This window comes from Pseudomonas sp. GV085, assembly GCF_003050925.1.
Taxonomy (GTDB): domain Bacteria; phylum Pseudomonadota; class Gammaproteobacteria; order Pseudomonadales; family Pseudomonadaceae; genus Aquipseudomonas.
The window spans coordinates 59,628-86,527 of record NZ_QAOV01000016.1; the positions used below are offsets into that span (position 1 = coordinate 59,628).

General features: G+C 59.1%; 25 protein-coding genes. 9 read left to right on the forward strand and 16 right to left on the reverse strand.

Annotated features, from left to right (window positions below):
• The first annotated feature begins 135 nt into the window (after positions 1-135).
• The gene (locus C8K63_RS26340; RefSeq protein ID WP_108219342.1) at positions 136-765 is read left to right on the forward strand and encodes a LysE family translocator; all 630 of its coding nucleotides are present in this window, start codon (positions 136-138) and stop codon (positions 763-765) included.
• Between the two features lie 130 nt (positions 766-895).
• Here the strand turns inward: C8K63_RS26340 and C8K63_RS26345 are convergent, their stop codons facing one another.
• Both C8K63_RS26345 and C8K63_RS26350 read right to left on the reverse strand, forming a co-directional pair.
• Positions 896-1,447, reverse strand: coding sequence for a DinB family protein (locus tag C8K63_RS26345; protein WP_108219343.1), 552 nt, complete (start codon positions 1,445-1,447; stop codon positions 896-898).
• 106 nt (positions 1,448-1,553) lie between these two features.
• Positions 1,554-2,456, reverse strand: coding sequence for a LysR family transcriptional regulator (locus tag C8K63_RS26350; RefSeq protein ID WP_108219344.1), 903 nt, complete (start codon positions 2,454-2,456; stop codon positions 1,554-1,556).
• Positions 2,457-2,573: 117 nt separating this feature from the next.
• On the opposite strand from C8K63_RS26350, the gene C8K63_RS26355 reads away from it, so the two are divergent.
• The 4 genes from C8K63_RS26355 (at position 2,574) to C8K63_RS26370 (ending at position 6,098) form a co-directional block, all read left to right on the forward strand.
• Positions 2,574-2,993, forward strand: coding sequence for an ester cyclase (locus tag C8K63_RS26355; RefSeq protein ID WP_108219345.1), 420 nt, complete (start codon positions 2,574-2,576; stop codon positions 2,991-2,993).
• Between the two features lie 3 nt (positions 2,994-2,996).
• Complete coding sequence (locus C8K63_RS26360) at positions 2,997-4,064, forward strand: SDR family oxidoreductase (RefSeq protein WP_108219346.1); 1,068 nt, start codon at positions 2,997-2,999, stop codon at positions 4,062-4,064.
• 170 nt (positions 4,065-4,234) lie between these two features.
• Positions 4,235-4,777 carry a histidine phosphatase family protein gene (locus tag C8K63_RS26365; RefSeq protein ID WP_108219398.1) on the forward strand — a complete coding sequence of 181 codons (543 nt, stop codon included), beginning with the start codon at positions 4,235-4,237 and terminating at the stop codon, positions 4,775-4,777.
• A gap of 127 nt (positions 4,778-4,904) precedes the next feature.
• Complete coding sequence (locus tag C8K63_RS26370) at positions 4,905-6,098, forward strand: MFS transporter (RefSeq protein ID WP_108219347.1); 1,194 nt, start codon at positions 4,905-4,907, stop codon at positions 6,096-6,098.
• 18 nt (positions 6,099-6,116) lie between these two features.
• Here the strand turns inward: C8K63_RS26370 and C8K63_RS26375 are convergent, their stop codons facing one another.
• The 3 genes from C8K63_RS26375 to gabT all read right to left on the reverse strand — a co-directional run bounded on the left by C8K63_RS26375 (position 6,117) and on the right by gabT (position 8,698).
• Positions 6,117-6,608 (reverse strand): Lrp/AsnC family transcriptional regulator, encoded by a 492-nt coding sequence (locus C8K63_RS26375; RefSeq protein WP_108219348.1) that lies wholly within the window; start codon positions 6,606-6,608, stop codon positions 6,117-6,119.
• Between the two features lie 47 nt (positions 6,609-6,655).
• Positions 6,656-7,312 (reverse strand): 2-haloalkanoic acid dehalogenase, encoded by a 657-nt coding sequence (locus C8K63_RS26380; protein WP_108219349.1) that lies wholly within the window; start codon positions 7,310-7,312, stop codon positions 6,656-6,658.
• A 93-nt stretch (positions 7,313-7,405) separates the two neighbouring features.
• On the reverse strand, positions 7,406-8,698 hold the full coding sequence (gene gabT / locus C8K63_RS26385) for a 4-aminobutyrate--2-oxoglutarate transaminase (RefSeq protein ID WP_108219350.1): 1,293 nt from the start codon (positions 8,696-8,698) through the stop codon (positions 7,406-7,408).
• A 287-nt stretch (positions 8,699-8,985) separates the two neighbouring features.
• Here gabT and C8K63_RS26390 point away from each other — a divergent pair, with 287 nt between their 5' ends.
• The 4 genes from C8K63_RS26390 to C8K63_RS26405 all read left to right on the forward strand — a co-directional run bounded on the left by C8K63_RS26390 (position 8,986) and on the right by C8K63_RS26405 (position 12,306).
• Positions 8,986-9,912, forward strand: coding sequence for a glyoxylate/hydroxypyruvate reductase A (locus C8K63_RS26390; protein ID WP_108219351.1), 927 nt, complete (start codon positions 8,986-8,988; stop codon positions 9,910-9,912).
• A 464-nt stretch (positions 9,913-10,376) separates the two neighbouring features.
• On the forward strand, positions 10,377-11,234 hold the full coding sequence (locus C8K63_RS26395; RefSeq protein WP_108219352.1) for a GNAT family N-acetyltransferase: 858 nt from the start codon (positions 10,377-10,379) through the stop codon (positions 11,232-11,234).
• Positions 11,235-11,291: 57 nt separating this feature from the next.
• Complete coding sequence (locus C8K63_RS26400) at positions 11,292-11,999, forward strand: cupin domain-containing protein (protein ID WP_108219353.1); 708 nt, start codon at positions 11,292-11,294, stop codon at positions 11,997-11,999.
• Positions 12,000-12,084: 85 nt separating this feature from the next.
• Entirely contained in the window at positions 12,085-12,306 is a 222-nt protein-coding gene (locus tag C8K63_RS26405; protein ID WP_108219354.1) for a twin-arginine translocase TatA/TatE family subunit, read from the forward strand.
• Between the two features lie 573 nt (positions 12,307-12,879).
• Here the strand turns inward: C8K63_RS26405 and C8K63_RS26415 are convergent.
• The 11 genes from C8K63_RS26415 to C8K63_RS26470 all read right to left on the reverse strand — a co-directional run bounded on the left by C8K63_RS26415 (position 12,880) and on the right by C8K63_RS26470 (position 26,897).
• Positions 12,880-13,959, reverse strand: coding sequence for a tartrate dehydrogenase (locus C8K63_RS26415; protein ID WP_108219355.1), 1,080 nt, complete (start codon positions 13,957-13,959; stop codon positions 12,880-12,882).
• A gap of 41 nt (positions 13,960-14,000) precedes the next feature.
• Positions 14,001-15,458: an NAD-dependent succinate-semialdehyde dehydrogenase gene (locus tag C8K63_RS26420; protein ID WP_108219356.1), complete on the reverse strand. Its 1,458-nt coding sequence runs from the start codon at positions 15,456-15,458 to the stop codon at positions 14,001-14,003.
• Positions 15,459-16,181: 723 nt separating this feature from the next.
• Complete coding sequence (gene argE, locus C8K63_RS26430) at positions 16,182-17,339, reverse strand: acetylornithine deacetylase (RefSeq protein ID WP_108219358.1); 1,158 nt, start codon at positions 17,337-17,339, stop codon at positions 16,182-16,184.
• A complete protein-coding gene (locus C8K63_RS26435) occupies positions 17,336-18,490 on the reverse strand; it encodes an FAD-binding oxidoreductase (RefSeq protein WP_108219359.1) in 1,155 nt (384 codons plus the stop codon). The genes argE and C8K63_RS26435 overlap by 4 nt, the downstream gene beginning before the upstream one ends.
• Positions 18,487-19,878 (reverse strand): NAD(P)/FAD-dependent oxidoreductase, encoded by a 1,392-nt coding sequence (locus C8K63_RS26440; protein ID WP_108219360.1) that lies wholly within the window; start codon positions 19,876-19,878, stop codon positions 18,487-18,489. Before C8K63_RS26440 ends, C8K63_RS26435 begins: the two co-directional genes overlap by 4 nt.
• Positions 19,860-20,168 (reverse strand): (2Fe-2S)-binding protein, encoded by a 309-nt coding sequence (locus C8K63_RS26445; protein WP_052964739.1) that lies wholly within the window; start codon positions 20,166-20,168, stop codon positions 19,860-19,862. Before C8K63_RS26445 ends, C8K63_RS26440 begins: the two co-directional genes overlap by 19 nt.
• Positions 20,165-22,009: an ABC transporter ATP-binding protein gene (locus tag C8K63_RS26450; protein WP_108219361.1), complete on the reverse strand. Its 1,845-nt coding sequence runs from the start codon at positions 22,007-22,009 to the stop codon at positions 20,165-20,167. Before C8K63_RS26450 ends, C8K63_RS26445 begins: the two co-directional genes overlap by 4 nt.
• Position 22,010: 1 nt before the next feature.
• The gene (locus tag C8K63_RS26455; protein WP_108219362.1) at positions 22,011-22,883 is read right to left on the reverse strand and encodes an ABC transporter permease; all 873 of its coding nucleotides are present in this window, start codon (positions 22,881-22,883) and stop codon (positions 22,011-22,013) included.
• On the reverse strand, positions 22,880-23,836 hold the full coding sequence (locus C8K63_RS26460; protein ID WP_108219363.1) for an ABC transporter permease: 957 nt from the start codon (positions 23,834-23,836) through the stop codon (positions 22,880-22,882). Before C8K63_RS26460 ends, C8K63_RS26455 begins: the two co-directional genes overlap by 4 nt.
• 46 nt (positions 23,837-23,882) lie before the next feature.
• The gene (locus C8K63_RS26465) at positions 23,883-25,529 is read right to left on the reverse strand and encodes an ABC transporter substrate-binding protein (RefSeq protein ID WP_108219364.1); all 1,647 of its coding nucleotides are present in this window, start codon (positions 25,527-25,529) and stop codon (positions 23,883-23,885) included.
• A 93-nt stretch (positions 25,530-25,622) separates the two neighbouring features.
• Positions 25,623-26,897 (reverse strand): FAD-binding oxidoreductase, encoded by a 1,275-nt coding sequence (locus tag C8K63_RS26470; protein WP_108219365.1) that lies wholly within the window; start codon positions 26,895-26,897, stop codon positions 25,623-25,625.
• Between the last annotated feature and the right edge of the window lie 3 nt (positions 26,898-26,900).

A 26,900-nucleotide genomic window follows, 5' to 3' on the forward strand; every position in this document is an offset into this window, starting at 1 on the left:
GTATCTAACGTTCTCCCTTTGGCCGCCCTACTATCGTCCGCACCATCCAGGTCCATACCTCAGAGATCGCGAAAGCCGTTTTATACGGATTTAGCGCAGCTTCAATTCGTTATCTCTTCCTTCAGGAGTTACGCCATGCCCGAACTGTCCAACCTGCTTGCCTACGGCCTGATCTCACTCGGCATGGTGCTGACTCCCGGCCCGAACATGATCTATCTCATCTCGCGATCGATCTGCCAGGGACGAATGGCCGGACTGATTTCCCTGGGTGGCGTGGCGTTGGGTTTCGTCGTTTATATGTTGTGCGCCGCATTGGGTATCACAGCCCTGGTCCTGGCGGTTCCCTATGCGTATGACGCCCTGCGACTCGGCGGCGCACTCTATCTGCTCTACCTGGCCTGGCAAGCGGTCAAGCCCGGCGGCCGTTCTCCGTTCCAGGTGCGCGACCTGCCCAAGGACAGCCCGCGCAAGCTGTTTACGATGGGGTTTGTCACCAACCTGTTGAATCCCAAAGTCGCGGTCATGTATTTGTCGCTGCTGCCCCAGTTCATCGACCCCGCCGGCCACGGCAGCGTGCTGGCGCAATCCATCGTGCTTGGCTCTACGCAGATCGTCATCAGCGTAAGCGTCAACGCCCTGATTGCCGTCATGGCGGGCTCCATTGCGACATTCCTCGCACGCAAGCCCGTGTGGCAGACCGTGCAGCGCTGGCTGATGGGGACGGTCCTCGCGGGCTTGGCCATGCGCATGACCGTCGAAGGGTAACGCTGAACCGCAATGCTGTTCAGTCAAGGAAATTGTAGGAGCGAGCTCGCTCCTACAAACAGCATTGGACGCCAAACCGGACTGTTTGCGGTTGGCGTATCGGGCACGCTTGAAAAAAGATCCGCGCAGGTTAGCGAAGGCCCCCGCTGGATCGGGATGGGATGAGGGCGACTAAATCTGTATCACCTATGTCGACACCAGCCTGTGAAAGCAGCGTAGTAACCTGGCCACGGTGATGGGTCTGATGGTTGAAGAAATGCATCACCAGGCCGAAAAAATCCTTGTCCGACACTACCCCCTTCAAGCTCGCATAATGGAGGGTGTGATCCAGATCGGACTCTGTAATAGAGCTGGCCCATTCGACGATGATCTGATCAAGCGTCTCTCGATACACTGAGAGTTCTCGAATAGTAGAGAACAACGCCTGGTCAAGGCTTTTCGGATCAGAAAATCGCCTCACCGGCTCCAATGTCGAGTGGTTCGCTGGATGTTTGGCGAATCGCTTTAGCCACACGGTGTCTCCGACTGCCACGTGGTTCAGCGTCCCGAGAATCGACCTGAAGAACGCTTTTCTATCAGCTGATAGCTCATCATCGGACAAGCACCTGGCCGCTCCATAGATCTTTTCGTTCATCCATTTGTTATAGGTCGCCATCAGGCAGATATGGCCGGTACGGCTCATGTGCTCATCCTCTGAGTGGGTATTTGACAAGCGCTCCACGCTCACCGCAAACCCAGTCTATTGCACGGTGACCCGTACGCGGTAGAGATCGTTATTGCCCCGATACTCACGGGCCACCCCCCAAGAGGTAACCTTCGACATTTTCCATGGACAGGGCTTCGAGCAGCACCTGCTCCAGAATGGCAAAAAAACATTTGATGTGGGCCTGCTTCAATGCCTGAGGCCGGGTCACCAGATAGACCTCCATATCTGGAAGGTGGAGATCCGGGAACAACCCGATCAGATCCTTCGCCAGTATACGGGGCAGTACGGCCACCCCCATACCTCGCCTCACCGATTCGAGCTGCACGGCGAACGAATTCACGCTGATCTGCGCGCGGTCCAGACCACCGGCCTTTGCCGCACGCATTTGCGGCAACATGTCCAGCGGGGGAAGCAAGGCAACATTGACCGCAGTGGCCGGGGTCACCCCTGGAAACCGCTTCAGATAACCTGCATCAGCGAAGACACCGTAGGCGAGCCGGCCTATGGGTCGATAAATCAGCGACGGCTCACCCAGATGAGCGGTACGTACAGCAATGTCTGCCACGCCGCGGACGATCTTGTGAAAGTCGGCTGTTACCAAAAGCTCCACCGAGCAACGCGGGTGCAGAGAAGTGAAGCGACTCGCGGCCTCCAGCACGCAAGACGAGAACCCCTCGCCTGCACTGACCAGGACACTGCCAGCCAGCTCTGTGTGTGGCTCGGATATGCCTGCAGCGGTTTGACGCCTCAAGCCCGCTTCCGCAGCCAGGGCAACTTCCACGAGGGATTGGCCCCGCGAGGTCAACCAGCATCCTTCAACGCCCCGCTCGACGAGTGGCTCGCCCAGTGCGACCTCAAGTTGGGTCAGGCGGCGGGACACGGTAGACGCCGCGATACCCAGCAACTGGCCAGCTTGAAGGAAGCTGCCACGCCGCGAGACTGCCAACAGCAGACGAAGATCGTCCCAATTTGCTTGCAACGCCATGCGTCCTGTCCTCCCTGGTCTGCATATGTGCAAATCCATTATGCAGTAGTCGCTGTTTTTCGGGGGAGGCCTCAAAGGTATATCTACAGACCCTCGACACGAATGGAATGGACTGTAATGACTACTGGCCCCAACGACTATGCGGAACGCGCCTCAAGAGCCTTCAATCGCCGTGATGTGGAGGCGATGCTTGCATTGGTTTGCGAAGACTTCATCTACGTCGATGGCATGGGGATTCAAACCGGTCGCGACGCCATGCGCAAACGAGAGACTGCGCTGTTCGAAGCGTTCCCTGATGCCCAAGTGACCTTCACCCCATTCATGGTCGCTGACGATCGTTTGGCGCTGACTGCTTTACTGACCGGCACCTTCGCCGCACCCTTGGTGCTGCCAGGCCGGGTGATTGCACCCCATGGACGCCATATTACCGTGCACTACGCCGCACACTTCACCTTCAGAAACGGGCTGGCCATCCGTGAAGAGGTTTTCTTCGACAGTGCGGTGTTGATGCCGTCAGCCGAACAGGGTGAGGGTTGAGCCATGCGCAGCGTATTTGTTACTGGAGCAACCGGCTTGCTGGGCAACAACCTGGTGCGTGAATTGGTCGCTCGTGGCTACACGGTCAAAGGCCTGGTCCGCTCAAGAGCCAAAGGTGAACAGCAGTTCAACAATCTACCGGGGGTGGAGCTGGTCGTGGGTGACATGGCCGATGTCGACGCATTCGCAGCATCGCTGCAAGGTTGCGATACGGTGTTTCACACCGCGGCGTTCTTTCGCGACAACTACAAGGGCGGCAGCCACTGGAAAGAACTCGAAAAGATCAATGTGTCTGGTACGCGGCGCCTGCTTAACCAGGCCTACCGCGCCGGTATACGACGGTTCGTCCATACCTCTTCCATTGCCGTGCTCGACGGCGCACCTGGCTCGTCCATCGATGAGACATGTCTGCGGGCCGACGCCGACGCGGATGACTACTACCGCAGCAAGATCCTCGCCGACCGTGTCGTCCTGTCGTTCCTGGAAGCACATCCCGAGATGCATGCCTGCATGGTCCTGCCCGGTTGGATGTGGGGCCCTGCCGACATTGGCCCGACCTCCTCGGGACAATTGGTCAACGATGTCGTGAACGGCAAGTTGCCCGGGCTGATCCCTGGCAGCTTCTCCGTTGTCGATGCCCGTGATGTGGCATGGGCGCTGATTGCTGCCGCCAAACAGGGCCGACGAGGTGAGCGCTATCTCGCGGCGGGCCGGAATATGACGATGCGTCAGCTGGTCCCTGTTCTAGGACGTATCGCTGGCGTAAAGACCCCCGTTCGACAACTACCGCTGCCCTTTCTATACACCTTGGCAACTGTGCAGGAGATCTATGCGCGCCTGACCGGCAAGCCCATTCTGCTGAGCATGGCCACGTTGCGCCTGTTGATACGAGAGGAGGACCGCTCCTGCTTCAACCATCGCAAGAGCGAGCAGGAGCTTGGCCTGAGTTTCCGGACGCTAGAGCAGACAATCACTGACACCGTGGCGTGGTACCGTGATCACGGCTGGTTTGAAAAGCACAGTGCGCGCGCCTCGAAGAAAAAAAGCTCATCGGTCATGGTCGACAACTGACTTTCGCAGAAGGGATTACCGTCCAGTCCCAAAGCCGATAATCTCGAGCCTCATTGTGCGGTTTTATGCGGGTACGCGAGGGGTACCTTGAGTTCCCGAGACCGCACTTGCTGGTCATTTACCACACACCAGAACAAGGACGTCAATTTGTGAACAGGGAAATCATCCTGATGCGTCACGGCCAGCCAAAACTGGCCGCAACCGACAAGATCTCAGCGCTCGAGATGAAAGACTGGATCGAACAATACAACCGATCCGAAATTACCCACCACCCGGTCCCGCCTGCCAGTCTGCAACTCGCCGCAACCGCCACGGTGATTGTTTCAAGCAGCGCGCCTCGTGCGCTGACCTCCGTCCAGGCGCTCGGCCTGAAGCCTGCGCTGGTAGACGCACTTTTCTGCGAAGCACAACTGCCTTTTGGTCATTGGAAACGGCCACGGCTATCGCCGTTTACCTGGGCATTTATCCTTCGAGTCTTATGGCTGTGCGGTTACTCGCGCAACGTCGAATCCGCCGGCACTGCGAGGATGCGCGCCAGTGTGGCAGCCAAACGATTGCAGTCCCTTGCCAGCGATGGACCGGTTCTGCTGCTCGGTCACGGCTTTATGAATCGAATGATCGCCAATCAACTGGTGGCCGACGGATGGGCTCGCCAAAAACGTAACGGCAACCAGTACTGGAGTGCGACCGTGTATCAGTACGGCGGTGTGTAAGAGGCGCCAACGGGTCGGCAGAGATGCCTGTCAAATGCAGCACTGCGTTCATCGTCATCCGGGTAACCCGTCTTGACGATGCAACGGCAGCAGCATTAAGGGACGATTCATTCAAGGGAGAGAAGTCGTGTCAGCCACATCCGGGAACAGCAACATTTTTCGACTGGCAACCGCCCAGGCATTGGCGGGTGGTAACTCAGTCATCGTCTATGCAACCGGCGCTATCGTGGGAGACATGCTTGCACCGGATAAGGCATTGGCGACGCTGCCCATCTCCATTTTTGTCGTGGGCATGGCGAGCTGCACGCTACCTGCCGGTGCCATTGCGCAGCGCTATGGGCGCAGCCTCGTGTTTATGCTGGGAGCGTTGTGCGGCATCCTGATGGGAGTGCTGGCTGCGATTGGCATTTATTTGTCCTCCTTTTTCATTTTCTGCGCTGCGATGCTGTTGGGTGGCGCTTATGCCGCTGTGGTGCTGACGTTTCGTTTCGCCGCCGCAGAATGCGTTCCAGAAAACAGGCAACCCTGGGCGCTTTCAATCGTCATGGCTGCCGGGCTAGTGGCGGGTGTACTAGGTCCACAGACGGTCACCTATACGATGGACCTATGGGAGTCACACCTGTTTATCACCACTTACGTTGCAGCCGCATTAATGGCAGTGATTTCGGCGGCGGTGCTGTCAGGTGTCGATTTGCCACGCCATGAGGCAGCTGTTCGTACTCCAGGTCGCCCGCTTGCGGTGATTGTTCGGCAGCCTCGACTCATCAACGCCATGCTCTGTGGTGTCATCATTTACACCTTGATGAATTTCCTGATGACTTCGGCCCCACTGGCAATGAAGCATGAGGATCTTTCACTGGAATCATCGAATCTGGCATTGCAGTGGCACGTCATTGCAATGTACGCACCCAGTTTTTTCACTGGAAATCTGATCCGCCGTTTTGGAGCAAACCGCGTTGTGTTGATGGGGTTGATGTTAACCGGCGCTGCTATTGCGGTCGGGCTTGCCGGTGTGCAGCCCTACCACTTTTATCTATGTTTGGTGCTTCTGGGGATTGGTTGGAATTTCGGTTTTGTCGGCGCCTCTGCGCTCGTCCTTCAGTGTCATAAAACGAGCGAAAGACAAAGTGTCCAGGCGCTCAATGATTTCATTGTCTTTGGCGCCGTGGTGCTCGGCTCGTTTGCATCGGGAGGCATATTGAATCGATACGGTTGGACCGTTATCTGTGCGCTTGCCTTTGTACCTGTGCTGGTTGCCATACCGACGTTGATGTTGAGCGAGCATCGCGTCTGGCGCTCAATCCAGGAACGCACAAGCTAGGTGCCGTCAGCGAACCATTTAATGGTGACGCAATAGCCTACGCAGCGGGACCCCATCTTTAAGTACTGGGGATTTGATGACGATGTAACTGAAGTACTTGGAAATACCGATATTCTTGTCCAGCAGCCCTTCGATCACTTCCTGATAATGCTGAATACTGCAGGTCATGAAGCGCACCAGGTAATCGTAACCGCCGCTGACTAAATGGCACTCAAGCACCTCATCGACCAAACGAATATTGGACTCGAACTTGGCGAAGTCCTCCCGTTTATGGTCGCTGAGCGTGATTTCAGTAAATACCGTGACCGAGTCGGTGATCTTGGCAAGGTTTAGATGAGCTCTATACCCGGAAATATAGCCAGCCGACTCAAGCCGTTTGACCCGCTGCAAGCATGGACTGGATGACAGGCCCACCGCATCGGCCAGACTGACGTTGGTCATTCGACCGTCTTTTTGAAGCTCAACCAGGATACTGATATCAATTCGGTCTAGTTTAATTAAACCTTCCATCGGGTACCTCTTGATTGCCGTTCAGATAGACAGTGGTTTTAGCAAACTCAACGTCGCAAAGATAGCTGATGCTGCGCGACCAGGTCGGCCATGCTTGTGATGTAAAAATCTGCGGAATATTCCTGAGTATAATTCTCATGACCACGGCGGATCAGGCACAAACCAACCAATTTTGGCGGCTGCGCAGGAGGTCTGGAAATCTGCAGAATATTTTTGGGCTCCAGGTTGTTGGCCAGCAACCACTCGCTGTCCTCCAATGGATTACTGGCTCGGGAATGCAGGTCTTCGGGCACAATCCCCAAACGCTCGCAGAGCTGTTCGCGATCCTCGGCATCTCTATCGCAGTACACCAGCAGCCGATAGAATTTGCGCAGATACAACATGGCACCGGGCGCGTCCTCGAACAGCGACCAGTTGCATGCCGAACGGGCGAAACTCATGCCCTCTTCCCAACTGGCCTTGAGCCCAAAACGCTCGGCCAGCTGACGATGGGCAAAGCACAATAAGCCACTGAAGCCCAGCTCGGAAAAACGTGGATAGAGCGTGCGCACCGCCTCGTCAAACTCAGCCAATACCTCTTCCCTGCCTGGCATGCCCGGATGGTTTTCGAGCAAAGGTTGCAGGGCCGTCCAGATACCGGAATCCCGATCGACCAGGACTTCGTCGCAATCGATCAGCAGTGCACAATAATCAGTCAGGTACATGGTGTGTAGCCTCCCATGATGCATTCATCAATCCATGTGCTCTAAATGCCCTCGGTCGGCGCATTGCTACATTGCGCCAACCGAGACCTGAGATTAATCCAACACTCGCAACAATGCCGCTTCAAGAATTGTCAGCGCTTCGTCGATCTGATTTTCTTCGGTTACCAGAGGAGCCAGGAAGCGCAGCACATTTCGGTACACCCCGCATTTGATCACCAACAGCCCGCCAATCCTGGCCTGATCGATCAGTTGTTGGGTGAGCTCTGCATCGGGGCTACGGGCCTCATCGTCTTTGATCAATTCGATTGCCAGCATGAAGCCGGTGCCGCGCACGTCACCAATACGAGGGTGACGTGCCTGCAAGCGCAGCAGGCCCTGACGCAGCCGCTCGCCCAATACCTCACCACGCTCGAGCAACTGATCCTGCTCGTAAGTTTCGATCACCGCCAACGCGGCCGCACAAGCCAGGGCGTTACCGCCGTAGGTACCGCCGAGACCACCGGGTAATGGCGCGTCCATGATGTGCGCACGACCTACCACGCCCGATATTGGCAAACCACCGGCGAGGCTCTTGGCGACGGTGACCAGATCCGGCTGAATCCCGGCGTGCTGGAAGCCGAACCATTTGCCGGTACGGCCGAATCCGGTCTGAATCTCATCGAGAATGAGCACGATGCCATGTTGCTCGGTCAGAGCCCGCAGCGCCTGGAGAAATTCCGGCGGCGCGGACAGGAAGCCTCCGTCACCCTGCACCGGCTCGATGATGATCGCAGCTACTCGATCCGGAGCGACTTGGGTCGCCAGCAATTCGTTCAGGGCTTGCAGCGCCATCTCACTGCTGAAACCACGATAGGCGTTAGGGTATGGGGTATGGAAGACTTCGGGAGCGAAGGGCCCGAAGTTCTGCTTGTAGGGTTGGCTCATGCCAGTCAGGGTCGTACCCAGTAAAGTACGCCCATGGAAACCGCCACGAAAGGAGATAACGGCTGAACGATTGGTATGCGCGCGGGCGATCTTCACCGCGTTCTCTACCGCCTCTGCACCAGACGTAAACAGCGCCGCCTTGTAGGCTTCTTGGCCACCCACCAACTCGCACAAACGCTGTACCAGGTCTATGTAGGGTTTGTAGGCCACCACCTGGAAGCAAGCATGGCTGATCTTTTGTAATTGGGTCTGCACTGCCGCGACCACCTTCGGGTGATTGTGACCGATGTTCAAAACGCCAATGCCGCCGACGAAGTCCAGGTAGCGCGTCCCGTCCACGTCCCACACTTCAGAACCCTGGGCCCGGTCGATGACCAGCGGGTGTGCCGTGACCAAACCCCGTGGCACGAATTGATCGCGCTGACGGAGCAAACTCGGGGTTTCTTCGACTTTACTGTTCATGGCATCTCCCATAGTGAACCTGGCAACCGGGAAACGGCTGCAATGTGTTCCAAAGGTTAAGCTTTCGACGCAATTGTCTAAGCCGAACTTGGCCTCTGAGAAATTCGGATCGACTGTTTTCACCCCGGTAAACAGCAGAATCCTTCAGCTGTGGCCAGCGCCCATGGAATCTGCCGACATGCGCCCCATACAACGCAACGTTATGCGTTTACGCAGATTCTTTCGACATATCCTGCTCTGCCACTCGGGCATGCTGGATACTCCCAATCTGAAGCGAGAAGTTACCCATGGCCCTGCTCTATAAAGCTGACCCGGTGCGCGGCGAACAATGGAAGCGCCTATTCGCTGAGCACGCTCCAGATATCGAATGGCGTGCCTGGCCGGACGTCGGCGATCCGAAGGATATTCGCTACCTGGCAGCCTGGCAGGCGCCGGACGATCTCGAAACATTGTTGCCAAACCTGCAGGTACTGTTCGCCTTGTCTGCCGGGGTCGACCAACTTGACCTTGACCGTCTGCCAACGACCCTGCCGGTGGTACGTTTACTCGACCCGAGCATCACCCGGGGCATGTGCGAGTACGCCAGTTTTGCGGTGCTCAGCCTGCACCGGGATATGCTCCGTTATCGCCAGCAACAAATGGCGCGGTGCTGGCAGGCTCACCTGCTGCAACCTGCTGCCAAACGTCGGGTAGGTGTGATGGGGCTCGGCACGCAGGCTCAACAGATTCTGGCCACCTTGCAGACCTTTGGGTTCGACTTATCGGGCTGGGCACGCAGCGAGCACCACATTGCCGGGGTGGACTGCTTTGCGGGTGCCGAGCAACTTCCAGCGTTCCTCAGCCAGTGCGACATAGTGCTTTGTGTCCTGCCATTGACCGAGCAGACTAAAGGGATTCTCAACCGACAGTTGTTCCAGCACCTGCCCAAAGGTGCTGCCTTGGTCAACATGGGCCGGGGTGGGCACCTGATAGAAGAGGATCTGCTGGAGGCTTTGGCCAGCGGCCAGCTCAGCGCGGCGGTGCTCGACGTACTGGAACAGGAGCCGGCAGCGCCGGACCATCCCTTCTGGCACCATCCGCAGATATTGCTGACACCGCATATCGCTGCGATGACCCAACCGGAAAGTGCGTTTAGCGTGTTGCTGGAGAATATCCGCCGGCATCAACGCGGTGAGTCAATGCTTGGCCAGGTTGACCGCGAGCGAAGTTACTGAGCAACGGCTGTCAACTCACCAGTAACAACCAACTGGCGCCAGATTTTTTAGGTTCTTCACGCAATCCAGGGAAACTGTAGGAGCCAGCTTGCTGGCGATGGACTCAAGTACGCCGCGTTTATCCGGTTCACAAGCGTTATCGCTATCGACCATCGCTGCGATGCGGCGACCCGACAAGTCGGATCGCCGCATCGCAGCTCCTGCAAGGGAGCGTGCCCACGCTTTTTTTAAGCAATGTACCCATCAGCAGCGCCTTTGGCTTTGCCCTGCAGCCTGAAAACCGACCCGGTATTTGCTGCCGATCTTGCCTCTCATTTGAGCAGCAACTGTGGCCTGCAGCGCTGTCGCCTACAGAATCTGCCGAATCAATGACCGCCTCTTGTCAGGCCTCACAGCAGGTGAGATACCAACACTTTCAGCGGAGAAATCCGACCGGTCACGCTCCCTGTCTACGGAGATCTGTCATGTCCAACTCGCAACGCCCTGCGTATACCTATCGCCCCATGACCCCGGCCGATGTGCCGCTGGCCCACGCCTTGTCCGTACAGTTGAAATGGCCCCACCGCCTGGAGGAATGGGCCATGTTGCAGCGCATCGCGCAGGGTTTTGTCGTAGAAGATGGAGGTCATCTGATCGGTACTGCGTTCACCTGTGCGCAGGGAGATTACGCCACTATCGGCCTGGTGATCGTCAGTGATGAGTACCAGGGCCAGGGTATAGGTCGCAAGCTGATGGAACTGGCACTTGAGGCTTGCGGATCACGTACCGCCATGCTCAATGCGACGCTGGCCGGTGCCCCACTTTATGCCAGTCAGGGATTCATTGACTTTGGACATATTCAACAACATCAGGGGCATGTGCTGCCTCCAGTACCCAATGATCTGCCAGCCGGTGAGCGCTGCCGCCCGCTGACCGAAGCCGATCGAAGCGATCAAATCGAACTGGCCAACGCCGGCAGCGGCCTGAACAGACACTCCGTGCTCAACGATCTGTTCGATACTGTCGAACACTCGGTCGGTATCGAGCGCGATGGTCAACTACGCGCCTTCGCCATGCTGCGCCCATTCGGCCGTGGTCGCTGCATCGGCCCGGTCATCGCGGAAAATCCAGAGCAAGCCAAGCACTTGATCGCGGTGTTGTTGGCCCAAGTGCCGGACGCATTCGTGCGCATGGATATACCGTCCGATAGCGGACTGGCCCCTTGGCTGGAGGAAGCCGGGCTGAAGCAGGTCGACACCGTTGCGCAAATGGCTCGTGGTACCCCACCGCAGGCTTTCGGCGGAGTGCGCCAGTTTGCGCTGGTGACTCAGGCCATCGGCTGACAAACCCCACAGATCCATCCAACGCCACACGACACATATTCCTGGAGAAACTCCTTCATGCAAGAGTCAGCTGCAGTGCTGTTGGCACACGCCGACGGCAGTCCCGTTTCAACAAAATTCACCCCCGGTTCGTTAGGGGCCAACGATCCTTTCGACAGGCATATTGCATATGTCGGGACGGATGACATTGCTGCTGGCGTGGTCCAGGCGAGCGGACAATTCAGCGTCAATGAATATCCCTACAGCGAAATGATTGTGGTACACGCGGGACAAGTCACCCTGCAGAGTCAGGATGGCACGCTCCAACTAAATCCCGGTGATAGTGCAGTGATTGCCCGGGGTACGTGTCTTCAAGTCGATGCGCAACCCGACTCTCTCTGGGCATTCTGCGCGGATACCCAGCTCGTTGAGGCATGCAATCCCGGGTTAACGCCTCTCCCCCAACTAACCCTGCTCTCTCCCTCGGCAGCACCGGATGCAGAAATTCTGCTAAGCCCCGCACCGCAATGTCGCTCGCACAATTTATTTGTGGAAGAACCGACCAACCTGCGCATCGGCGTCTGGGACTCGACACCCTATACCCGCAAGGCGAGGCCGCACATGCTGCATGAACTGATGCACCTGCTCGAAGGTAGCGTCACTCTCCAGGTAGCGGACGGGACCCATTTGACGGTCAACACTGGCGATACAGTGTTCGTGCCCCGAGGCGCCCCATGCGCCTGGAACAGCAGCGTCTATGTACGCAAGTTCTACGTCGTCAAGTAACTCGAACCGCGTTAGCGCCGGCAGATGGATTTCTCCTTCGCCGGCCCCACCACAAAACCGATCGATAACTTGCGGAGTACAGACAATGGGATTGGGTGGCTTCAGTACCGGAAAACTCCTGATCATCCTGTTGATCGTGGTCACGCTGTTCGGAACCAGGCGCCTGAAAGGCTTGGGGGCGGATCTCGGCGATACGATCAGGGGGTTCCGCAAATCCATGGGCGACGATAAGCCAGTCACTGAACCGCCCAGCGACCCGCCCATTGACGCTCAGGCGCGCACGCTCGAAGACTCGGTAAAACCCTAATTTATATCGGCTTTAACGAACGGCTATTGATGGACCAGGCAGCTCTGAAGAGATCACTGATCGCGCCATTGAAGCTCGTGGGCGTGGCGAGTGCCCAAGCCCCAGTCACCATTCAAACAGAGGTGAGAAGCGGGAATGGAAGTGCAGCTGATGTCAGACAAGTCTGTCGCTGGGGAAGCATTCTGGGAGCGCGTGTGCGCAGCCTATCCTGAGCAGCGCCCCCTATTGAACCTGAACAACGCGGCCGTGAGTCCGCCGCCGCTGGTGGTAGAGCAGGCCATGCACGAACCCTCTGTTCGCGCCAGTACGTAGACCGCTTTTGGCCGAACGGGATATGTGCGACCGATCGTATTCGCGCCAATTCTGCGCGCACAAAGACGACAACCCTCCCCCTCAATATAGTCCGCAATTAGTCCATCCAGGGCCGTGCACCGGGTCGATAGTTGCGTAGATCGAGAGCATCTTTCCCGGTAATCCGTGATGAACCAAAAAAAAGCCCGCAGTGTGAACGGGCTAAAAGGGTGACACACAAGAATGAGTAGAGCGGTGAAGCCGACCGGGTGTTTCCTCAGCTCAAAGCGCCGCGGCGATTGCCATACCGACATCCTGGGTCGAGCCCTGCCCTCCCAGATCGGGGGTGATCGGCCCCTCGGAGATAACCTGCTCGATGGCCTTGAGAATACCGTCATGGGCCGCCCGGTAGCGCTCATCGCCATTGCCCAGGAAATCCAGCATCAAGGCACCGGACCAGATCATCGCAATCGGGTTGGCGATGTTCTGCCCGTAGATATCCGGTGCTGAGCCGTGGACCGGTTCGAACAGCGAGGGGAAGCGTCGCTCCGGATCGAGGTTGGCCGAGGGGGCGATGCCGATGGTACCGGCGCAGGCAGGTCCCAGGTCAGACAGAATGTCGCCGAACAAATTGGACGCCACGACCACATCGAAACGATCAGGTTGCAGCACAAAACGCGCACAGAGAATGTCTATGTGTTGCTTGTCCCAGCTGACCTGCGGGTACTGCTGCGCCATTAGCGCCGTGCGCTCGTCCCAGTAGGGCATGCTGATGGAAATGCCGTTGGACTTGGTCGCCGCCGTCAGACGTTTTCGCGGCCGGGTCTGGGCCAGATCGAAGGCGAACTTGAGAATCCGGTCCACGCCGCGCCGGGTGAACACCGACTCCTGCAGCACGAACTCATGCTCGGTGCCTTCGAACATCTTGCCGCCGACCGACGAATACTCGCCCTCGGTGTTTTCTCGGATCACCACGAAATCGATGTCCCCCGCTTCACGTCCGGCCAGCGGACACGGCACGCCGGGAAACAGCCGCACCGGGCGGATATTCACGTATTGGTCGAAGTCACGGCGAAACTTCAGCAGCGAACCCCACAGGGAAATGTGATCCGGCACTTTGTCCGGCCAGCCCACGGCGCCAAAGTAAATCGCGTCGAAGCCCTTGAGTTGTTCGAACCAGTCGGCGGGCATCATCTGCCCGTGTTCCAGGTAGTAATCGCAGTGCGCCCAGTCGAGCACTTCGATGCTCAAATCCAGCTGCCATTTCTTCGCCGCCTGTTCCAGTACCCGCAGTCCTTCCGGCAGTACTTCCTTGCCGATACCATCGCCGGCAATCGCGGCGATTCTGAATAGTTTGCTCATCAATCGTGGCTCCTCAATGTCCTGTTCAAACGGTGACCGGATCACAGCCCGCCAATGTGGAAGGCTTTGACTTCAAGGTATTCATCCAGGCCGTACTTGCTGCCTTCACGGCCAAGACCCGATTGTTTGATACCGCCGAATGGGGCGACTTCCATGGAAATGAGCCCGGTGTTGAGACCGATCATGCCGAACTCCAGCGCCTCGCCGAACCGCCATGAACGGCGCAAATCCTGGGTGAAGAAATAGGCGCCCAAGCCATAAGGCGTGGCATTGGCCAGGGCCAGCGCTTCTTCTTCACTGGTAAAGCGCATCAGCGGTGCAACTGGGCCGAAGGTTTCTTCGTTGGCCAGCAACATCCCGGCATGGGCCTCACCGAGTACCGTCGGCTGGACGAACTGGCTGTCGCCCTCAGGGATACCGCCACAAAGCAGACGGGCTCCCTGACTCAAAGCATCGTCGATATGCCGAGCGACCTTGTTCACCGCGGCCGCATTGATCAATGGGCCAATGGTCACGTCGGCGTCCAGGCCATTGCCGACCTTGAGCTTGCCCACCTCCTCCACCAGGCGCTGGGCGAAGCGCTCGTAGATTCCGTCCTGCACCAGAATCCGGTTGGCGCAAACGCAGGTCTGGCCAGCGTTGCGGAACTTGCTGAGCATGATGCCGGCCACTGCCTGCTCCAGATCAGCGTCGTCGAACACAATGAACGGCGCGTTACCGCCCAGTTCCAGGCTCAAGCGCTTGATGTGTTCGGCGCTCTGGCGCATCAGCAGCCGACCGACAGCAGTGGAACCGGTGAAGGAGATCTTGCGCACCGTCGGGTTGCCGGTCAGCTCTTCGCCGATGCCGGAGGGCATACCGGTCACTACGTTGAACACCCCGGCCGGAATGCCGACGCGTTCGGCGAGCACCGCCAGAGCCAGGGCGGACAGTGGAGTCAGATCCGAGGGTTTGACGATGACCGGGCAGCCGGCCGCCAAAGCGGGTGCGCATTTGCGGGTGATCATCGCGTTGGGGAAGTTCCACGGGGTGATCGCGGCACAAACCCCCACCGGCTGCTTGAGCGTGAGCAAGCGGCGGTCACCACTGGGTGCCGGTATGGTTTCGCCGTAAACCCGGCGGGCTTCCTCGGCGAACCATTTGACGAAACTGGCGCCATAGCGGACCTCGCCCTTGGCTTCATTCAGCGGCTTGCCTTGCTCGCAGGTCATGATCAACGCGAGATCGTCCAGGTTGTCGATCATCGCCTGATACCAGCGCTCCAGCAGCGCCGCCCGTTCTGCCGCCGGGCGTGCGCGCCAGGCCGGCCAGGCGCGTTCGGCAGCTTCGATGGCGCGTCGGGTTTCGCTGCCGTGCATCGCGGGTACGCGGGCGAGCAACTGGCCGCTGGCCGGGTCGATGACGTCAAGGGTGGCGTCGTTGTCGGCGCTGATCCACTGACCGTCGATGTAAGCGAGTTCTACCAGCAGGCTGGGGTCTTTCAGGCGATTGTTGAGCATGGTCGAGTCCTGTTCCGAGACAGCCTTCAGTCTATTGTGTCGTCCCGGACGAGGATGCTGAAAGCGCCGCCCCGGCAGTCGTCGAATGCTGAAAATCGGCATGCGACGGCAGGCTCTACTGTTGGTGGGGTGATGGATATTGTCGCGGTCAGACGATGTAGTGCTTGACGATGTCATTCAGTTTGCAGGCCAAGATCAACAGCTTCGCGAGCAGGCCCCCACAGTTGGACTGGGTACATCCGGAGAAGATTGATCGGCTGACAGGCCGCCATCGCAGCGATGCGGCGACCCGACAAGCCAGCTCCCACAAAAAAATCAGCGCCCATCCGCTCTGCTTTTCACCACTCATCAGGCCGAGCGTTAGCTCGCCTGCAGCTGTTGATCTTGATGCACCTATATCGAGAGGCCGAGTGGAGGTTCTGCGCAGTGGGCAACCCGGCATGGATGCCGGGTTAGCCGCGCACGGCCATGAATGGCCGATCGCGGCGGGCCCTGTAGGAGCGAGCTTGCTCGCGAAAAACCTGAGAGCACCGCGGGGTGTCAGGCTCCCCGCGTCATCGTTGACCTCCATCGCGAGCAATCGAGCGTCGACCGGCTGCTCCTACAGGCCGGGCGGCGTTCCGTTTTTCCAAGTGACTCGCTGTAAAAGCAAAACCAATAGTAGCCGTGACCACAGAAACGGATATGTACACCGATCAATGTTCGGTGTCAGCAAGCGGGACACTAAAGCCGCATCGAGCCCAACAACCCTTGCAGGAAGTGTTCGCCGGCTTCCATCTGGCTGATCTCGATGAACTCGTCAGGCTTGTGCGCCTGTTCTATCGAGCCCGGGCCACAGACCACCACCGGCACATCCAGGCGTTGTTTGAACAGCCCGCCCTCAGTGCCGAATGAAACTTTGGCAGTGCCAATGTCCGGGGCGGCGAAGTTTTTCAGGAAGCGCACCGCTTCGACACTCGGGTGGGTATCAAGACCCGGATAGACGTTCAGGGTTTCGATCTCGATATCCGCCACACTGGACAGCTTTTTGGCTTCGCGCACGATCACTTCGGCACGCTCGCGCATCTGTTCCAGGAACTGATCCAGGTCGTCCGCCGGCAAGTTACGCACTTCAAAATCCAGGGTGCACAAGTTCGGCACGATGTTCAGCGCCTTGCCGCCGATAATCTGCCCGACATGCACAGTGCTGTAAGGCACGTCGTAATCGGTATCCTGAGCGCCCTGCTCTTGTAGCTGATGTTGGCTTTGACGCAGCGCAGCAATGAAATCGCAGGCCACATGAATCGCATTGACCGAGCGCGGTGCCAGGGAGGAATGTGCCTCCAGACCGCGACAGTAAGTGCGGTAAGAACCCTTGCCCTTGTGCCCGAGCACAAACTGCATATTGGTCGGCTCACCGATCACGCACAGAAACGGCCGCACCGGTGCCAGGTGCAAAACGTCCAGTAAGCGTCGAACACCCACGCAGCCGATTTCTTCGTCATGGGACAGCGCCAGTTGCAATGGCCGACTCAATGAATGGTCGGCGGCGTCGAGCATGGAGTCGATGGCCAACGCGATAAAGCCCTTCATATCGCAACTGCCACGCCCGTAAATCCGTCCGTCCTGCACCGTTGCCTGAAACGCTGGAAAGGTCCAGGCCTGCCCCGCTGCCGGCACCACGTCGGTATGACCGGACAGCAGAATCCCCGGCACTTCCCGCGGCCCGGTACTGGCGAAGAGGTTGGCTTTTTTGCCAGTGGAGTCCTTGACGATCAGCGACTCGATGCCCTTGGTCAGCAGCAGATCGCGCACGTATTCGATCAAGGCCATGTTCGACTCCGAAGAGACGGTGTCGTAGGCCATCAGACGTTTGAGAATGTCCAGCACGCGGGGTTTCATGAGACCTTGCTCCGTTGCTCGACTGAGGAGGCGAACCGGTTGATGGAGAACGGCGAAATCGAAGTGCTGGTGCTGCCGGTGCTGATCAGTTCCGCCATCACATCGCCCACCCCCGGCCCAAGCTGGAAGCCATGACCGCTGAAACCGAACGCATAGAACAAACCATCAACGGTGCCGCTTGGCCCCATCACCGGCAGGGAATCAGGCAGGTAACCTTCGATACCACTCCAGACCCGAATGATGTTCAGGTTGCCGACACCCGGCAGCAGGCGACGCATCTGATCGAACTGATTGAGAATGCTGCGAGGCTCGACATAGGCCCGGCGGTTGAGCATGTCCGGTTCGCTGCGATAGCCGCCACCGATGATGATGTTTCCACGGGGTATTTGACGGAAATAAATCACTTCCTCGGGAATCCTGGTATAGACACCGATGACTGTCGGCAAGGCGTAAGGCACTGGCTCGGTCACGGCCATTTGCGGACCATGGGTCTCCAGCGGCACCGGTTCGCCGAATTGCGCCGAGAGTTTTTGGCCCCAGGCGCCAGCGGTGATCAACAGCTGAGCGGCGCAGAACTGACGACCGTCGGTGGTGCTGATGTGGAACTCACCGCCGACCTTTTGCACCTCGGACACTTCAGTGCGCTCTTCGATCTGCGCACCGAGGCGTCGTGCCGCGCGGGCAAATGCCGGGGCCGCCAGACGCGGGTTGGCATGCCCATCGTGGGGGGCATAAGAGCCGCCTTTCACATCCGGGCCGAGAAACGGAAAGCGCTTATGTAATTCGTCGCCACTAAAGATCTTCAGCTCCAGCTGCTCTGCCTCAGGGGCGTCTGCGTAGGCTTGCAGTTCGGCGATCTCGTCTTCGCGGTAACACACCCGCATATGCCCACTGGCGATGAATTCCAGGTCATCGTCGATCAGCTCCGGCAGACGCTTCCATAACGCCCAGGAACGATTGGCCAGTTCCAGCTGCCCGAGATAACGCCCTTGGCGTCGCACGTTGCCGAAATTCACGCCGCTGGCGTACTGACCGATCTGGTCGCGCTCCAGCAAGATCACCGACTGCCCGCGCAGGCGCAGGAAAAACGCCGCCGCCGAGCCCATCAGGCCGCCGCCGACAATCACGACATCGGCTTTCTGTACCGTCATGGCGACACCTCCTCGGTGAGTATCGAAAGGGGTTTGACCGGCGCCTGCCCCCGTTGTCGGCCGACCTGTTGCACGCTGACGCCCGCGGCAGCGGCAATCACCTCTGCCCCGGCCTGCGAGCAATAACGCCCCTGGCAGCGGCCCATACCGACCCGACTGAAGGCCTTGGCCCGGTTGACTTCACAGGCCCCCTTCTCACTGACGGTCCGACGCAACTCGCCGGCCGTGATCATTTCGCAGCGGCAGACGATCGCCTCATCCGGCAGCGCTTTGGCCTGGGCAGAAGGCCACGGAAACGCCTGGGCCAGTCCGAGACGAAACTGATCCATTACCGCCAGCACGTGCCGTTGTTCGTCGCGCAACCCGACGTTCATCGGTTGCTGCTGATCCTCCAGCAGCGCCATGGCCACCAGTCTCCCGGCGTGTTCGGCCGCATCGGCGCCGCGAATCTTCGAACCGTCACCGGCGGCATACACACCGCTGACCGAGCTCCGGCCGTCTTCATCCGTAGCCAACCACCATTGGCTCGACGCTTCATCGAAGCGCATACGGCAACCGGCCAGGTCGGCCAATTGAGTTTCCGGGCGCAGGTGATAACCCAGCGCGACGGCATCGCAATCCACCGTCAAGGTCTCACCACGTGCCGTGCGCACGCGTACGCCACTGACACCGCTGGCCGCATCGCCCTGCACTTGAAGCGGCGAAATGCCCAGATGCACCGGGATCTTCGCGCGATACAACTGCGCCAATAACTTCATCCCGGTGAACAGCAACCCCGGGCGCGCCAGCAGTTTCGGCATGGCAAGGATGCGTTTGCTCAGAGGCGAAGTGTCGAGCACTGCCGCGACCTTCGCTCCCGCCTTCACATACTGACTGGCAACCAGATACAGCAAAGGCCCGCTGCCCATGAACACCACGCGGTGGCCGATGGACACAGCCTGAGATTTCAGGGCGATCTGCGCACCGCCGAGACTATACGTGCCCGCCAACTGCCAGCCTTCGATCGGCATCAAGCGGTCGGTGGCACCGGTGCAGAGGATCAGCGCGTCGTAATCCACTGTCGAGTGCTTGCCCTGGCTGACACAGCACAATTGCCCCGGTGTCAGGTTCCACACCAGCGTGTCCGGGCGATAGTCGATCTGCCCGCGCAAACGATCGAAGCTCTGGTGCAGGTCGTTGGCCTTGGCGGCTTCGGTACCATACAGCGTGGCGTAATCCCGGGTAAAACCTTCGGGCTGGCGACGGTAGATCTGCCCGCCATCCCGGCGATTCTCGTCGATCAGGATGGGCTTTAATCCAGCGGCGACCAGGGTTTCGGCACAACGTGTACCGGCCGGCCCGGCGCCGACGATAACGACTCGATGAGTGCTCAGCCGCGCAGTGGCCATATCGCCTCCGGTTGTGTGGTGACAATATCCAGGCCTTCACGGACCTCATTGGAACAGGCGCGTAGACGCTCGCCGCTGCGGGTCCAGACCCAACAGTCCTGGCAGGCTCCCATCAGGCAGAAACCGGCGCGGCGGCCCGAATCGAACTCCGATTGGCGCAAGGCCGAACCCTGAGTCAGCAACGCGACCATCAGCGTATCGCCCTGCAGCGCCTCGATAGGCTTGCCGTCTACCTGAAGTTTGATGATGGGCCGGCCCTGTTCGGCCAGCCTTACGAAACGCCCGTTCATGCATAGGCTCCCACGGTCATGCTGTTGGAATCCTGCTGAGCTTTCAGCAGCTCGGCACTGTCGTGATGGCAAAGGACTTCACTGCCGCCAACGATCATCCGACGGTCCGGCGCAACGCAATTGCACAGGCCGTCGACCCGCACCGGGCAGCGATTGAGGAAGGTGCACAACCCTGGCACATTGGCCTTCGCACCTATAGGCGGCAGCGTGCCACAGGTCGTTGTTCCGCAGCTTTCCAGCCAGCCCTGACGCAACTCCGGCACCGAATGGATCAACAGGTCGGTATAGGGATGGAAGGGTGCTTCAGCGTACGATTGTCGAGTACCGGCCTGAATCTTGTGGCCGCTGTACATCACCACAATGTCGTCGCACAGGGCTCGCACGGTGGAGATGTCATGGCTGATGAACAGATAGGACACGCCCAGTTGCTGACGCAGGTCGCGCAACAGTTCGAGAATCGCTGCACCGACCACGGTATCCAGTGCCGAGGTCACCTCGTCGCAGAGAATCAGATCCGGTTTGGCCGCCAGGGCCCGGGCCAGATTGACCCGTTGTTTCTGCCCGCCGGACAGTTCGTTCGGACGACGTTCAGCCAGCGTGCGCGGCAAACGAACGAGATCCAGCAACTCACCGATACGCTCGCGCAAAGCCGCACCCTTGAGGCCGAAGTACATCTTCAGCGGGCGACTCAGAATAGTGCTGACGCTGTGCATCGGGTTGAGTGCGGTGTCGGCATTCTGAAAGACCATTTGAATGCGTCGGAACTGCTCGTCGGTGCGCGACGACAGGCTGCCTCCCAGGGGCTGGCCATCGAAGGTCAGCCCACCGAGGGCCGGCGCCAACAACCCGGCCACAACCCGCGCCAAAGTCGACTTGCCAGAACCTGACTCACCGATGACGCCAATCGCCTGGCCTCTGCGAACCGTCAGATCAATGTCCTCCAATACCAGGATCGATGGCATGCCATGCGCGTTTTTGTTGCCGTAACCGGCGGTCAGTCCCTGGATAGTCAGCAAAGGCGTGTCTTCAGCGACACCGCAGGGTGGACGGATGGTGGTGTCCGGCCGTGCTGCCGCCAGCAAGCTGCGGGTGTATTCGTGGGCCGGGCCTTTAAGCAAGGGTGCCGTGGCGCTCTGTTCGAAGATCTCGCCACCATTGAGCACCACGATCTGATCGGCCATCTGCGCCACTACGGCCAAGTCGTGGGAGACGTAGACCGCCGTCGCGCCACGTTCACGGACCACCCGTTTAAAGGCGCGCAGCACATCGATCTGGGTGGTCACATCAAGCGCCGTCGTCGGTTCGTCGAGCACCACCAGCAATGGATCGCTGATCAGCGCCATGGCCGCCATCACACGTTGCAGTTGCCCACCGGAAACCTGATGAGGGTAACGCTGGCCAATGTGATCGGGGTCTGGCAGGGCCAGGTCGCGGAACAACTCGATGGCCTTGGCCTCAAGCACAGTCCTGCTGCCCAGGCCATGAATCAACGCGCCCTCCACCACTTGGTCGATAAGTTTTTTCGCCGGATTGAACGCCGCGGCGGCGCTCTGGGCGATGTACGACACACGGTTGCCGCGCAAGCCTTGCAGCTCGCCTTCGCTCAACGCCAGCATGTCGTGTTCGCCGATCTGCACCACCCCGCCCGCCAACCGACAACCGCGTCGGGCATAACCGAGTAACGCAAGGGCGATAGTGGTCTTGCCGGAGCCGGACTCACCGATCAACGCCAGCACTTCGCCTTTCTGCAGGGAGAAGCTTACGCCCTTGACGATTTCCACATCACCGAGCTCGCCACAGGCGACCACTCGCAGGTCCTGAACGCTAATTAATGCACTCATTTCAATGACCTCCCGAACGTCGACTACGTCGCGACGACAGTCGGTCGATAAACAGATTCACACCGATGGTCAGGGTGCCGATGGCCAACGCCGGAATCACGATGGCCGGCGCCCCCTGGTTGAGACCGCCGATGTTCTCGCGAACCAGCGAGCCGAGGTCGGCATCCGGTGGTTGCACACCCAACCCGAGGAAACTCATGCCACTGAGCAGCAGCACGATGAAGCCAAAGCGCAAACCCAGGTCCGTCAGCACCGGGTTGAGCATGTTCGGCAGGATTTCCACGCAGGCGATGTACAGCCGACGCTCGCCGCGAGTACGGGCCACTTGCACATATTCCAGCGCTTCGATGTTCACCGCCATGCTGCGGGCGATGCGGAATGCGCCCGGGGTGAAGCTCAATACCGCCGTGCAGATCAGCAAGGTGACCGAGGAGCCGAAGGCCGAGACCATGATCAGCGCCAGCATCTTGCTGGGGATTGAAATGAAAGCGTCCATCAGGCGACTGATCAACTCATCCAGCCACTTCGGCGACACCACCGACAGCAACGCGAAGCTGGTCCCCAGACCGCTGGCCAACACCGCCGCCACCAAGGCCAGGCCGACGGTGAATCGTGCGCCGACGAGGATCCGGCTGAGCATGTCGCGGCCCAGGTAATCGGTGCCGAACGGGTAAGTAGCGCTCAGGGTGTCGAAGACATTATCAGAGACCACTTCCCCGACCGGATGCGGTGCCAGCCATGGGCCGAAGATGGCCACCAGCAACCAGATCACACATATCGCAGCGCCGATCAGGCCGACCCAGGACGATCCGTGGGAAACCTTGCCCAGTGCCAATTTGGTAGTAGTCGGCGATTTCACAATGAGATTGTTCATTGATTTCTCAGCCTCGGATTGGAAAGAATCGCGCACAGGTCGGCAATCAGCACCAACGTCAAATACGCCGTACAAAACAACATGGTGCAGGCTTGAACCAGGGCCATGTCGCGGTTGGTCACGGCATCGACCATCAGGCTGGCGATGCCGGGGTAGTTAAAGATCGTTTCAACGATCACCACCCCGCCCAACAGGTAAGACAGGCTCAGGGCGATGGCATTGGCAATGGGTCCGATGGCGTTGGGCAAGGCATGGCGTAAAACGATCCGAATCTTGCTCACACCTTTGAGCCGGGCCATTTCCACGTAAGCGCTGTCGAGCTGATCAATCACTGCCGCCCGGGTCATGCGCGACATTTGCGCGACGATGACGCAGCACAACGTCATCACCGGCAACGCGTAAGTGCGCATGAATTGCCAGGGTGAAGTGATGTCACTGGCGTAGGACAGCGCCGACAACCAACCCAGGTTCACCGCGAAAATCAGAACCGCCAGGGTCGCGACCAGAAACTCCGGCACCGCAACCATGGTCAAGGTGAAAAAGCTCAGGAAACTGTCGATGCGCCCTCCCCGGCCCATGGCCGAACCGATGCCCAGAAACAACGCCACCGGTACTGACACCAGCGCCGTCGCGGCCGCAAGCATCAAGGTATTGGGCAGACGCCCGGCCATCAAGTCACTGACCGGCATGGCGTTGGACACCGACTGCCCCATATCACCGCTAAGCAGGTTCATCAACCAGTGCAGGTAACGCAACACACCGGGCTGATCCAGCCCCATTTTCAGGCGCAAGGCGGCCACTTGTTCCGGCGTGGCGAACTGCCCCAGAGACTGTTGCGCCGCGTCCCCCGGCAGCACCGCCGTGATGGCGAACACCACCATGGACACAATCAACAAGGTCACGATCGCCGCGCCCAGGCGCCGGCCGATCAACCACAGTGTGTTGCTGTTCATCACCCTATCCTCATGCAATGTAGCTGCAGCAAAAACCCGACTTTCATCAAGCGTCCAGCCAGACCTGCTCGGCAAACATGTACCCCATGAAACCGCCCAGGGGGTTGGTGCCGTAGCCCTTGACTCGCTGATCGGCGCCATCGATGTTGCTGATGAACACCGGCACGCCGATACCGCTGTGCTCATGCACCAGGGTTTGCATATCTGCGTACATCTTGCCGCGCTTGGCCTCGTCGGTTTCACCTCGGGCTTGTACCAACAGTTGGTCGAACTGTTCGTTTTTCCAGCCGGACTCATTCCAGGGTGCTGTCGACTGGAAGAACTGCGAGAAAAGCATGTCGGCATTGGGCCGCGGATTGATGTTGCCAAAGCTCAGCGGGTGCTTCGCCCAATGGTTGGACCAGTAGCCATCGCTCGGCAGGCGGTTGACGTCGAGCTTGAGCCCCGCCTGTTTGGCTGACTGCTGCAGCAGCACGGCGATGTCCACCGAACCGGTCGCAGCCGGCGAGCACATCAGCGGCATGGTAATGCTTTCCATGCCGGCCTTTTTGAGCAGGAACTTGGCTTTTTCCGGATCGTAGGCACGTTGTGGCAGGTCGGCGTTGAAGAAGCGCGCACCGGGTGCGATCGGGTGATCGTTGCCGACCCTGGCGTAGCCACGGAAAATCGCCGACTTGATCTGCTCGCGGTCCAGCAAGTATTTCATGGCCTGGGTGAATTCCGGGCTTTGGCCTGGCAGCTGGTCCTGACGAATGATCAGGTCAGTGTAGTTACCCGACGGCGAGTCCACTACCTGATGCCTGGTGCTGCCCTTGATGCGAACCGTTGAACGCGGGTTAACCTCGTTGACGATGTGTACGTCGCCCGACAACAGGGCGTTGACCCGTGACGACTCGTCGGCAATGGCAATAAATTCGATCTCGTCCAGATAGGGCAAGCCGGGTTTCCAGTAATTGGAATTGCGCACACCAATCGAACGCACCCCTGGCTTGAACTCCTTGGCCTTGAACGGGCCGGTACCGATGCCCTGGCTGAAATCGCTCGTACCCTCGGGAACGATCAACATGTGAGAGATGGCAAGAACCGACGGCAATTCAGCATTCGGGCCGCTCAATTGTATCTGCACTTCGTGCGTGCCGACGGCCTTGACCTCGGCGAACTGCGACGCCAGCGGCAGGACCTTGGAGCCGGTGATCGGGTCCTTGTGCCGCAACAGGGAAAACACCACGTCAGCGGCGGTCAGGGGCTTGCCGTTGTGGAAGGTCACTTCCTTGCGCAGGCTGATCACCCAGAGCGTGGCGTCAGTGGTTTCGATACGCTCGGCCAGCTCCAGTTGCGGCACCATATGGCTGTCGAAACGGGTCAGGCCGTTGTAGAACATGTAATGGCGCACGTAGTCGGTGGACGACGAACCTTTGGCTGGATCCAGGGTGTCGGCGGTGGAACTGGACGAGCCTGCGACGCGGATACGACCGCCGGGCTTGCCTTTGCCAGGGCTTGCACCTTCATCATCGGCAAACAGTTTGCCAGCGGCGCCGAACAGACTGCCAGCCCCCACTGCGGCCACCCCTGCCAACCCCAGCATTTGCAACGCATTGCGGCGTGACATGCCGCGATTGAGCCCTTCAAAAACACGCAGACTTTCTTCACCGGTGATCAACTGGGAGTCGATATTCTTTTTATCGTCAGTCATGTCAGTCCAACCTTTCGCAAATGATAAGGCTCAAGTGCTGGCGATTAAGCGCAGCGTGATTGAAACGTAAAAATGAGAAGCAACCACATGAACTCAGTGCAGGTAGTCCTGCAGGCGGTAATACGCTCCCACCAGAGGCAGGAACCAGGGTTTGCCGAAATGCCCGGGAATCGCCGGCCAATCGAGTTCGCGCCACGGATTGGCCTCGACCTTGCCAGCCATTACCTCGGCCATGACCTGCCCCATGTGCACCGACATTTGCACCCCATGACCGCTGTAGCCCATGGAGTAATAAACCCCTCCATGCTGCCCGGCGCGGGGTAACCGATCGGAGGTCATATCCACGAGACCACCCCAGCAGTAGTCGATCTTCACGCTAGCCAGTTGCGGAAACATCTGGACCATCGCCGCCTGCAATACCTTGCCGCTCTTGGCGTCGGAAATGCTGTCGGACATGGCAAACCGGGCACGACCGCCAAACAGCAAGCGGTTGTCCGGCGTCAGGCGGAAGTAGTTACCGATCATGCGGCTGGTGACATAGGAGCGCCGTGCCGGTAGCAAGCTGTCGATCAGGGCCTGCGGTAGCACCTGCGTGGCGATCACGAAACTGCCCACCGGCACGATCCGCCGCCGATACCAGCCCAATCCGCCCTGCTGACACGTGCCTGTGGCCAGCAGAACCTGCGTGGCGTGTAGCGAGCCCTTGGTGGTGTTGACCTGATAGCCGCCGGCTCCGGCTTTCCAGTCCGTCACTGTCACGCCCTGAAAAATCGATGCGCCATGACGTGCCGCCGCTTCGGCCAGCCCGACACCGAAGCGCCCGACGTGCATCTGCACGCCGTTGCGCTGCAGCATGCCTCCATGGAACTGCACCGAGTTGGCTTCAGCACGGGCCTCTTGCGCGGACAGCAATTCGACATCGGCATCCACCTCTCGCCGAATCAACTCGCAAGTGCGCGCCAGGCTTTCGTAATGCATCGGCTTGGCGGCCAGCTTGAGCTTGCCATTACGCGTGAGATTGCAGGCAATCTGCTCCTGCTCCACCAATGAAACGACGCTCTGTACGGCGCTTTCATAGGCCTGGTAATAAGCACGCGCCTTATCAGCGCCGAGGCTGGCGCTGAGTGCCGCGTAGTCCTGGGCAACGCCGGTGCTGCAGTGACCACCATTACGCCCCGAAGCCTCGCCAATCACTCGCCCGCCTTCCAGTACCACCACACTGGCCCCCTTCAAGGCCAGGGCTCGGGCCGCGGCCAGGCCAGTGAGACCACCACCGACGATGGCCACATCGACCTGCCCGGGCAATGCACCGAGCTGTGCACCGGTGAATTGCGGTGCGGTATCGAGCCAATAGGACTCACTGCCCATGTC

Bases quoted from the DNA above. Each gene is read 5' to 3' on its own strand.
- C8K63_RS26415 (WP_108219355.1), bottom strand. From the start codon at position 13,959: ATGAGCAAACTATTCAGAATCGCCGCGATTGCCGGCGATGGTATCGGC.
- C8K63_RS26440 (WP_108219360.1), bottom strand. From the start codon at position 19,878: ATGGCCACTGCGCGGCTGAGCACTCATCGAGTCGTTATCGTCGGCGCC.
- C8K63_RS26395 (WP_108219352.1), top strand. From the start codon at position 10,377: ATGTCCAACTCGCAACGCCCTGCGTATACCTATCGCCCCATGACCCCG.
- C8K63_RS26365 (WP_108219398.1), top strand. From the start codon at position 4,235: ATGCGTCACGGCCAGCCAAAACTGGCCGCAACCGACAAGATCTCAGCG.
- C8K63_RS26405 (WP_108219354.1), top strand. From the start codon at position 12,085: ATGGGATTGGGTGGCTTCAGTACCGGAAAACTCCTGATCATCCTGTTG.
- C8K63_RS26455 (WP_108219362.1), bottom strand. From the start codon at position 22,883: ATGAACAATCTCATTGTGAAATCGCCGACTACTACCAAATTGGCACTG.
- C8K63_RS26375 (WP_108219348.1), bottom strand. From the start codon at position 6,608: ATGGAAGGTTTAATTAAACTAGACCGAATTGATATCAGTATCCTGGTT.
- C8K63_RS26345 (WP_108219343.1), bottom strand. From the start codon at position 1,447: ATGAGCCGTACCGGCCATATCTGCCTGATGGCGACCTATAACAAATGG.
- C8K63_RS26360 (WP_108219346.1), top strand. From the start codon at position 2,997: ATGCGCAGCGTATTTGTTACTGGAGCAACCGGCTTGCTGGGCAACAAC.
- C8K63_RS26470 (WP_108219365.1), bottom strand. From the start codon at position 26,897: ATGGGCAGTGAGTCCTATTGGCTCGATACCGCACCGCAATTCACCGGT.
- C8K63_RS26390 (WP_108219351.1), top strand. From the start codon at position 8,986: ATGGCCCTGCTCTATAAAGCTGACCCGGTGCGCGGCGAACAATGGAAG.
- C8K63_RS26380 (WP_108219349.1), bottom strand. From the start codon at position 7,312: ATGTACCTGACTGATTATTGTGCACTGCTGATCGATTGCGACGAAGTC.
- argE (WP_108219358.1), bottom strand. From the start codon at position 17,339: ATGAAACCCCGCGTGCTGGACATTCTCAAACGTCTGATGGCCTACGAC.
- C8K63_RS26450 (WP_108219361.1), bottom strand. From the start codon at position 22,009: ATGAGTGCATTAATTAGCGTTCAGGACCTGCGAGTGGTCGCCTGTGGC.
- C8K63_RS26445 (WP_052964739.1), bottom strand. From the start codon at position 20,168: ATGAACGGGCGTTTCGTAAGGCTGGCCGAACAGGGCCGGCCCATCATC.
- C8K63_RS26400 (WP_108219353.1), top strand. From the start codon at position 11,292: ATGCAAGAGTCAGCTGCAGTGCTGTTGGCACACGCCGACGGCAGTCCC.
- gabT (WP_108219350.1), bottom strand. From the start codon at position 8,698: ATGAACAGTAAAGTCGAAGAAACCCCGAGTTTGCTCCGTCAGCGCGAT.
- C8K63_RS26340 (WP_108219342.1), top strand. From the start codon at position 136: ATGCCCGAACTGTCCAACCTGCTTGCCTACGGCCTGATCTCACTCGGC.
- C8K63_RS26435 (WP_108219359.1), bottom strand. From the start codon at position 18,490: ATGACGGTACAGAAAGCCGATGTCGTGATTGTCGGCGGCGGCCTGATG.
- C8K63_RS26420 (WP_108219356.1), bottom strand. From the start codon at position 15,458: ATGCTCAACAATCGCCTGAAAGACCCCAGCCTGCTGGTAGAACTCGCT.
- C8K63_RS26355 (WP_108219345.1), top strand. From the start codon at position 2,574: ATGACTACTGGCCCCAACGACTATGCGGAACGCGCCTCAAGAGCCTTC.
- C8K63_RS26465 (WP_108219364.1), bottom strand. From the start codon at position 25,529: ATGACTGACGATAAAAAGAATATCGACTCCCAGTTGATCACCGGTGAA.
- C8K63_RS26460 (WP_108219363.1), bottom strand. From the start codon at position 23,836: ATGAACAGCAACACACTGTGGTTGATCGGCCGGCGCCTGGGCGCGGCG.
- C8K63_RS26350 (WP_108219344.1), bottom strand. From the start codon at position 2,456: ATGGCGTTGCAAGCAAATTGGGACGATCTTCGTCTGCTGTTGGCAGTC.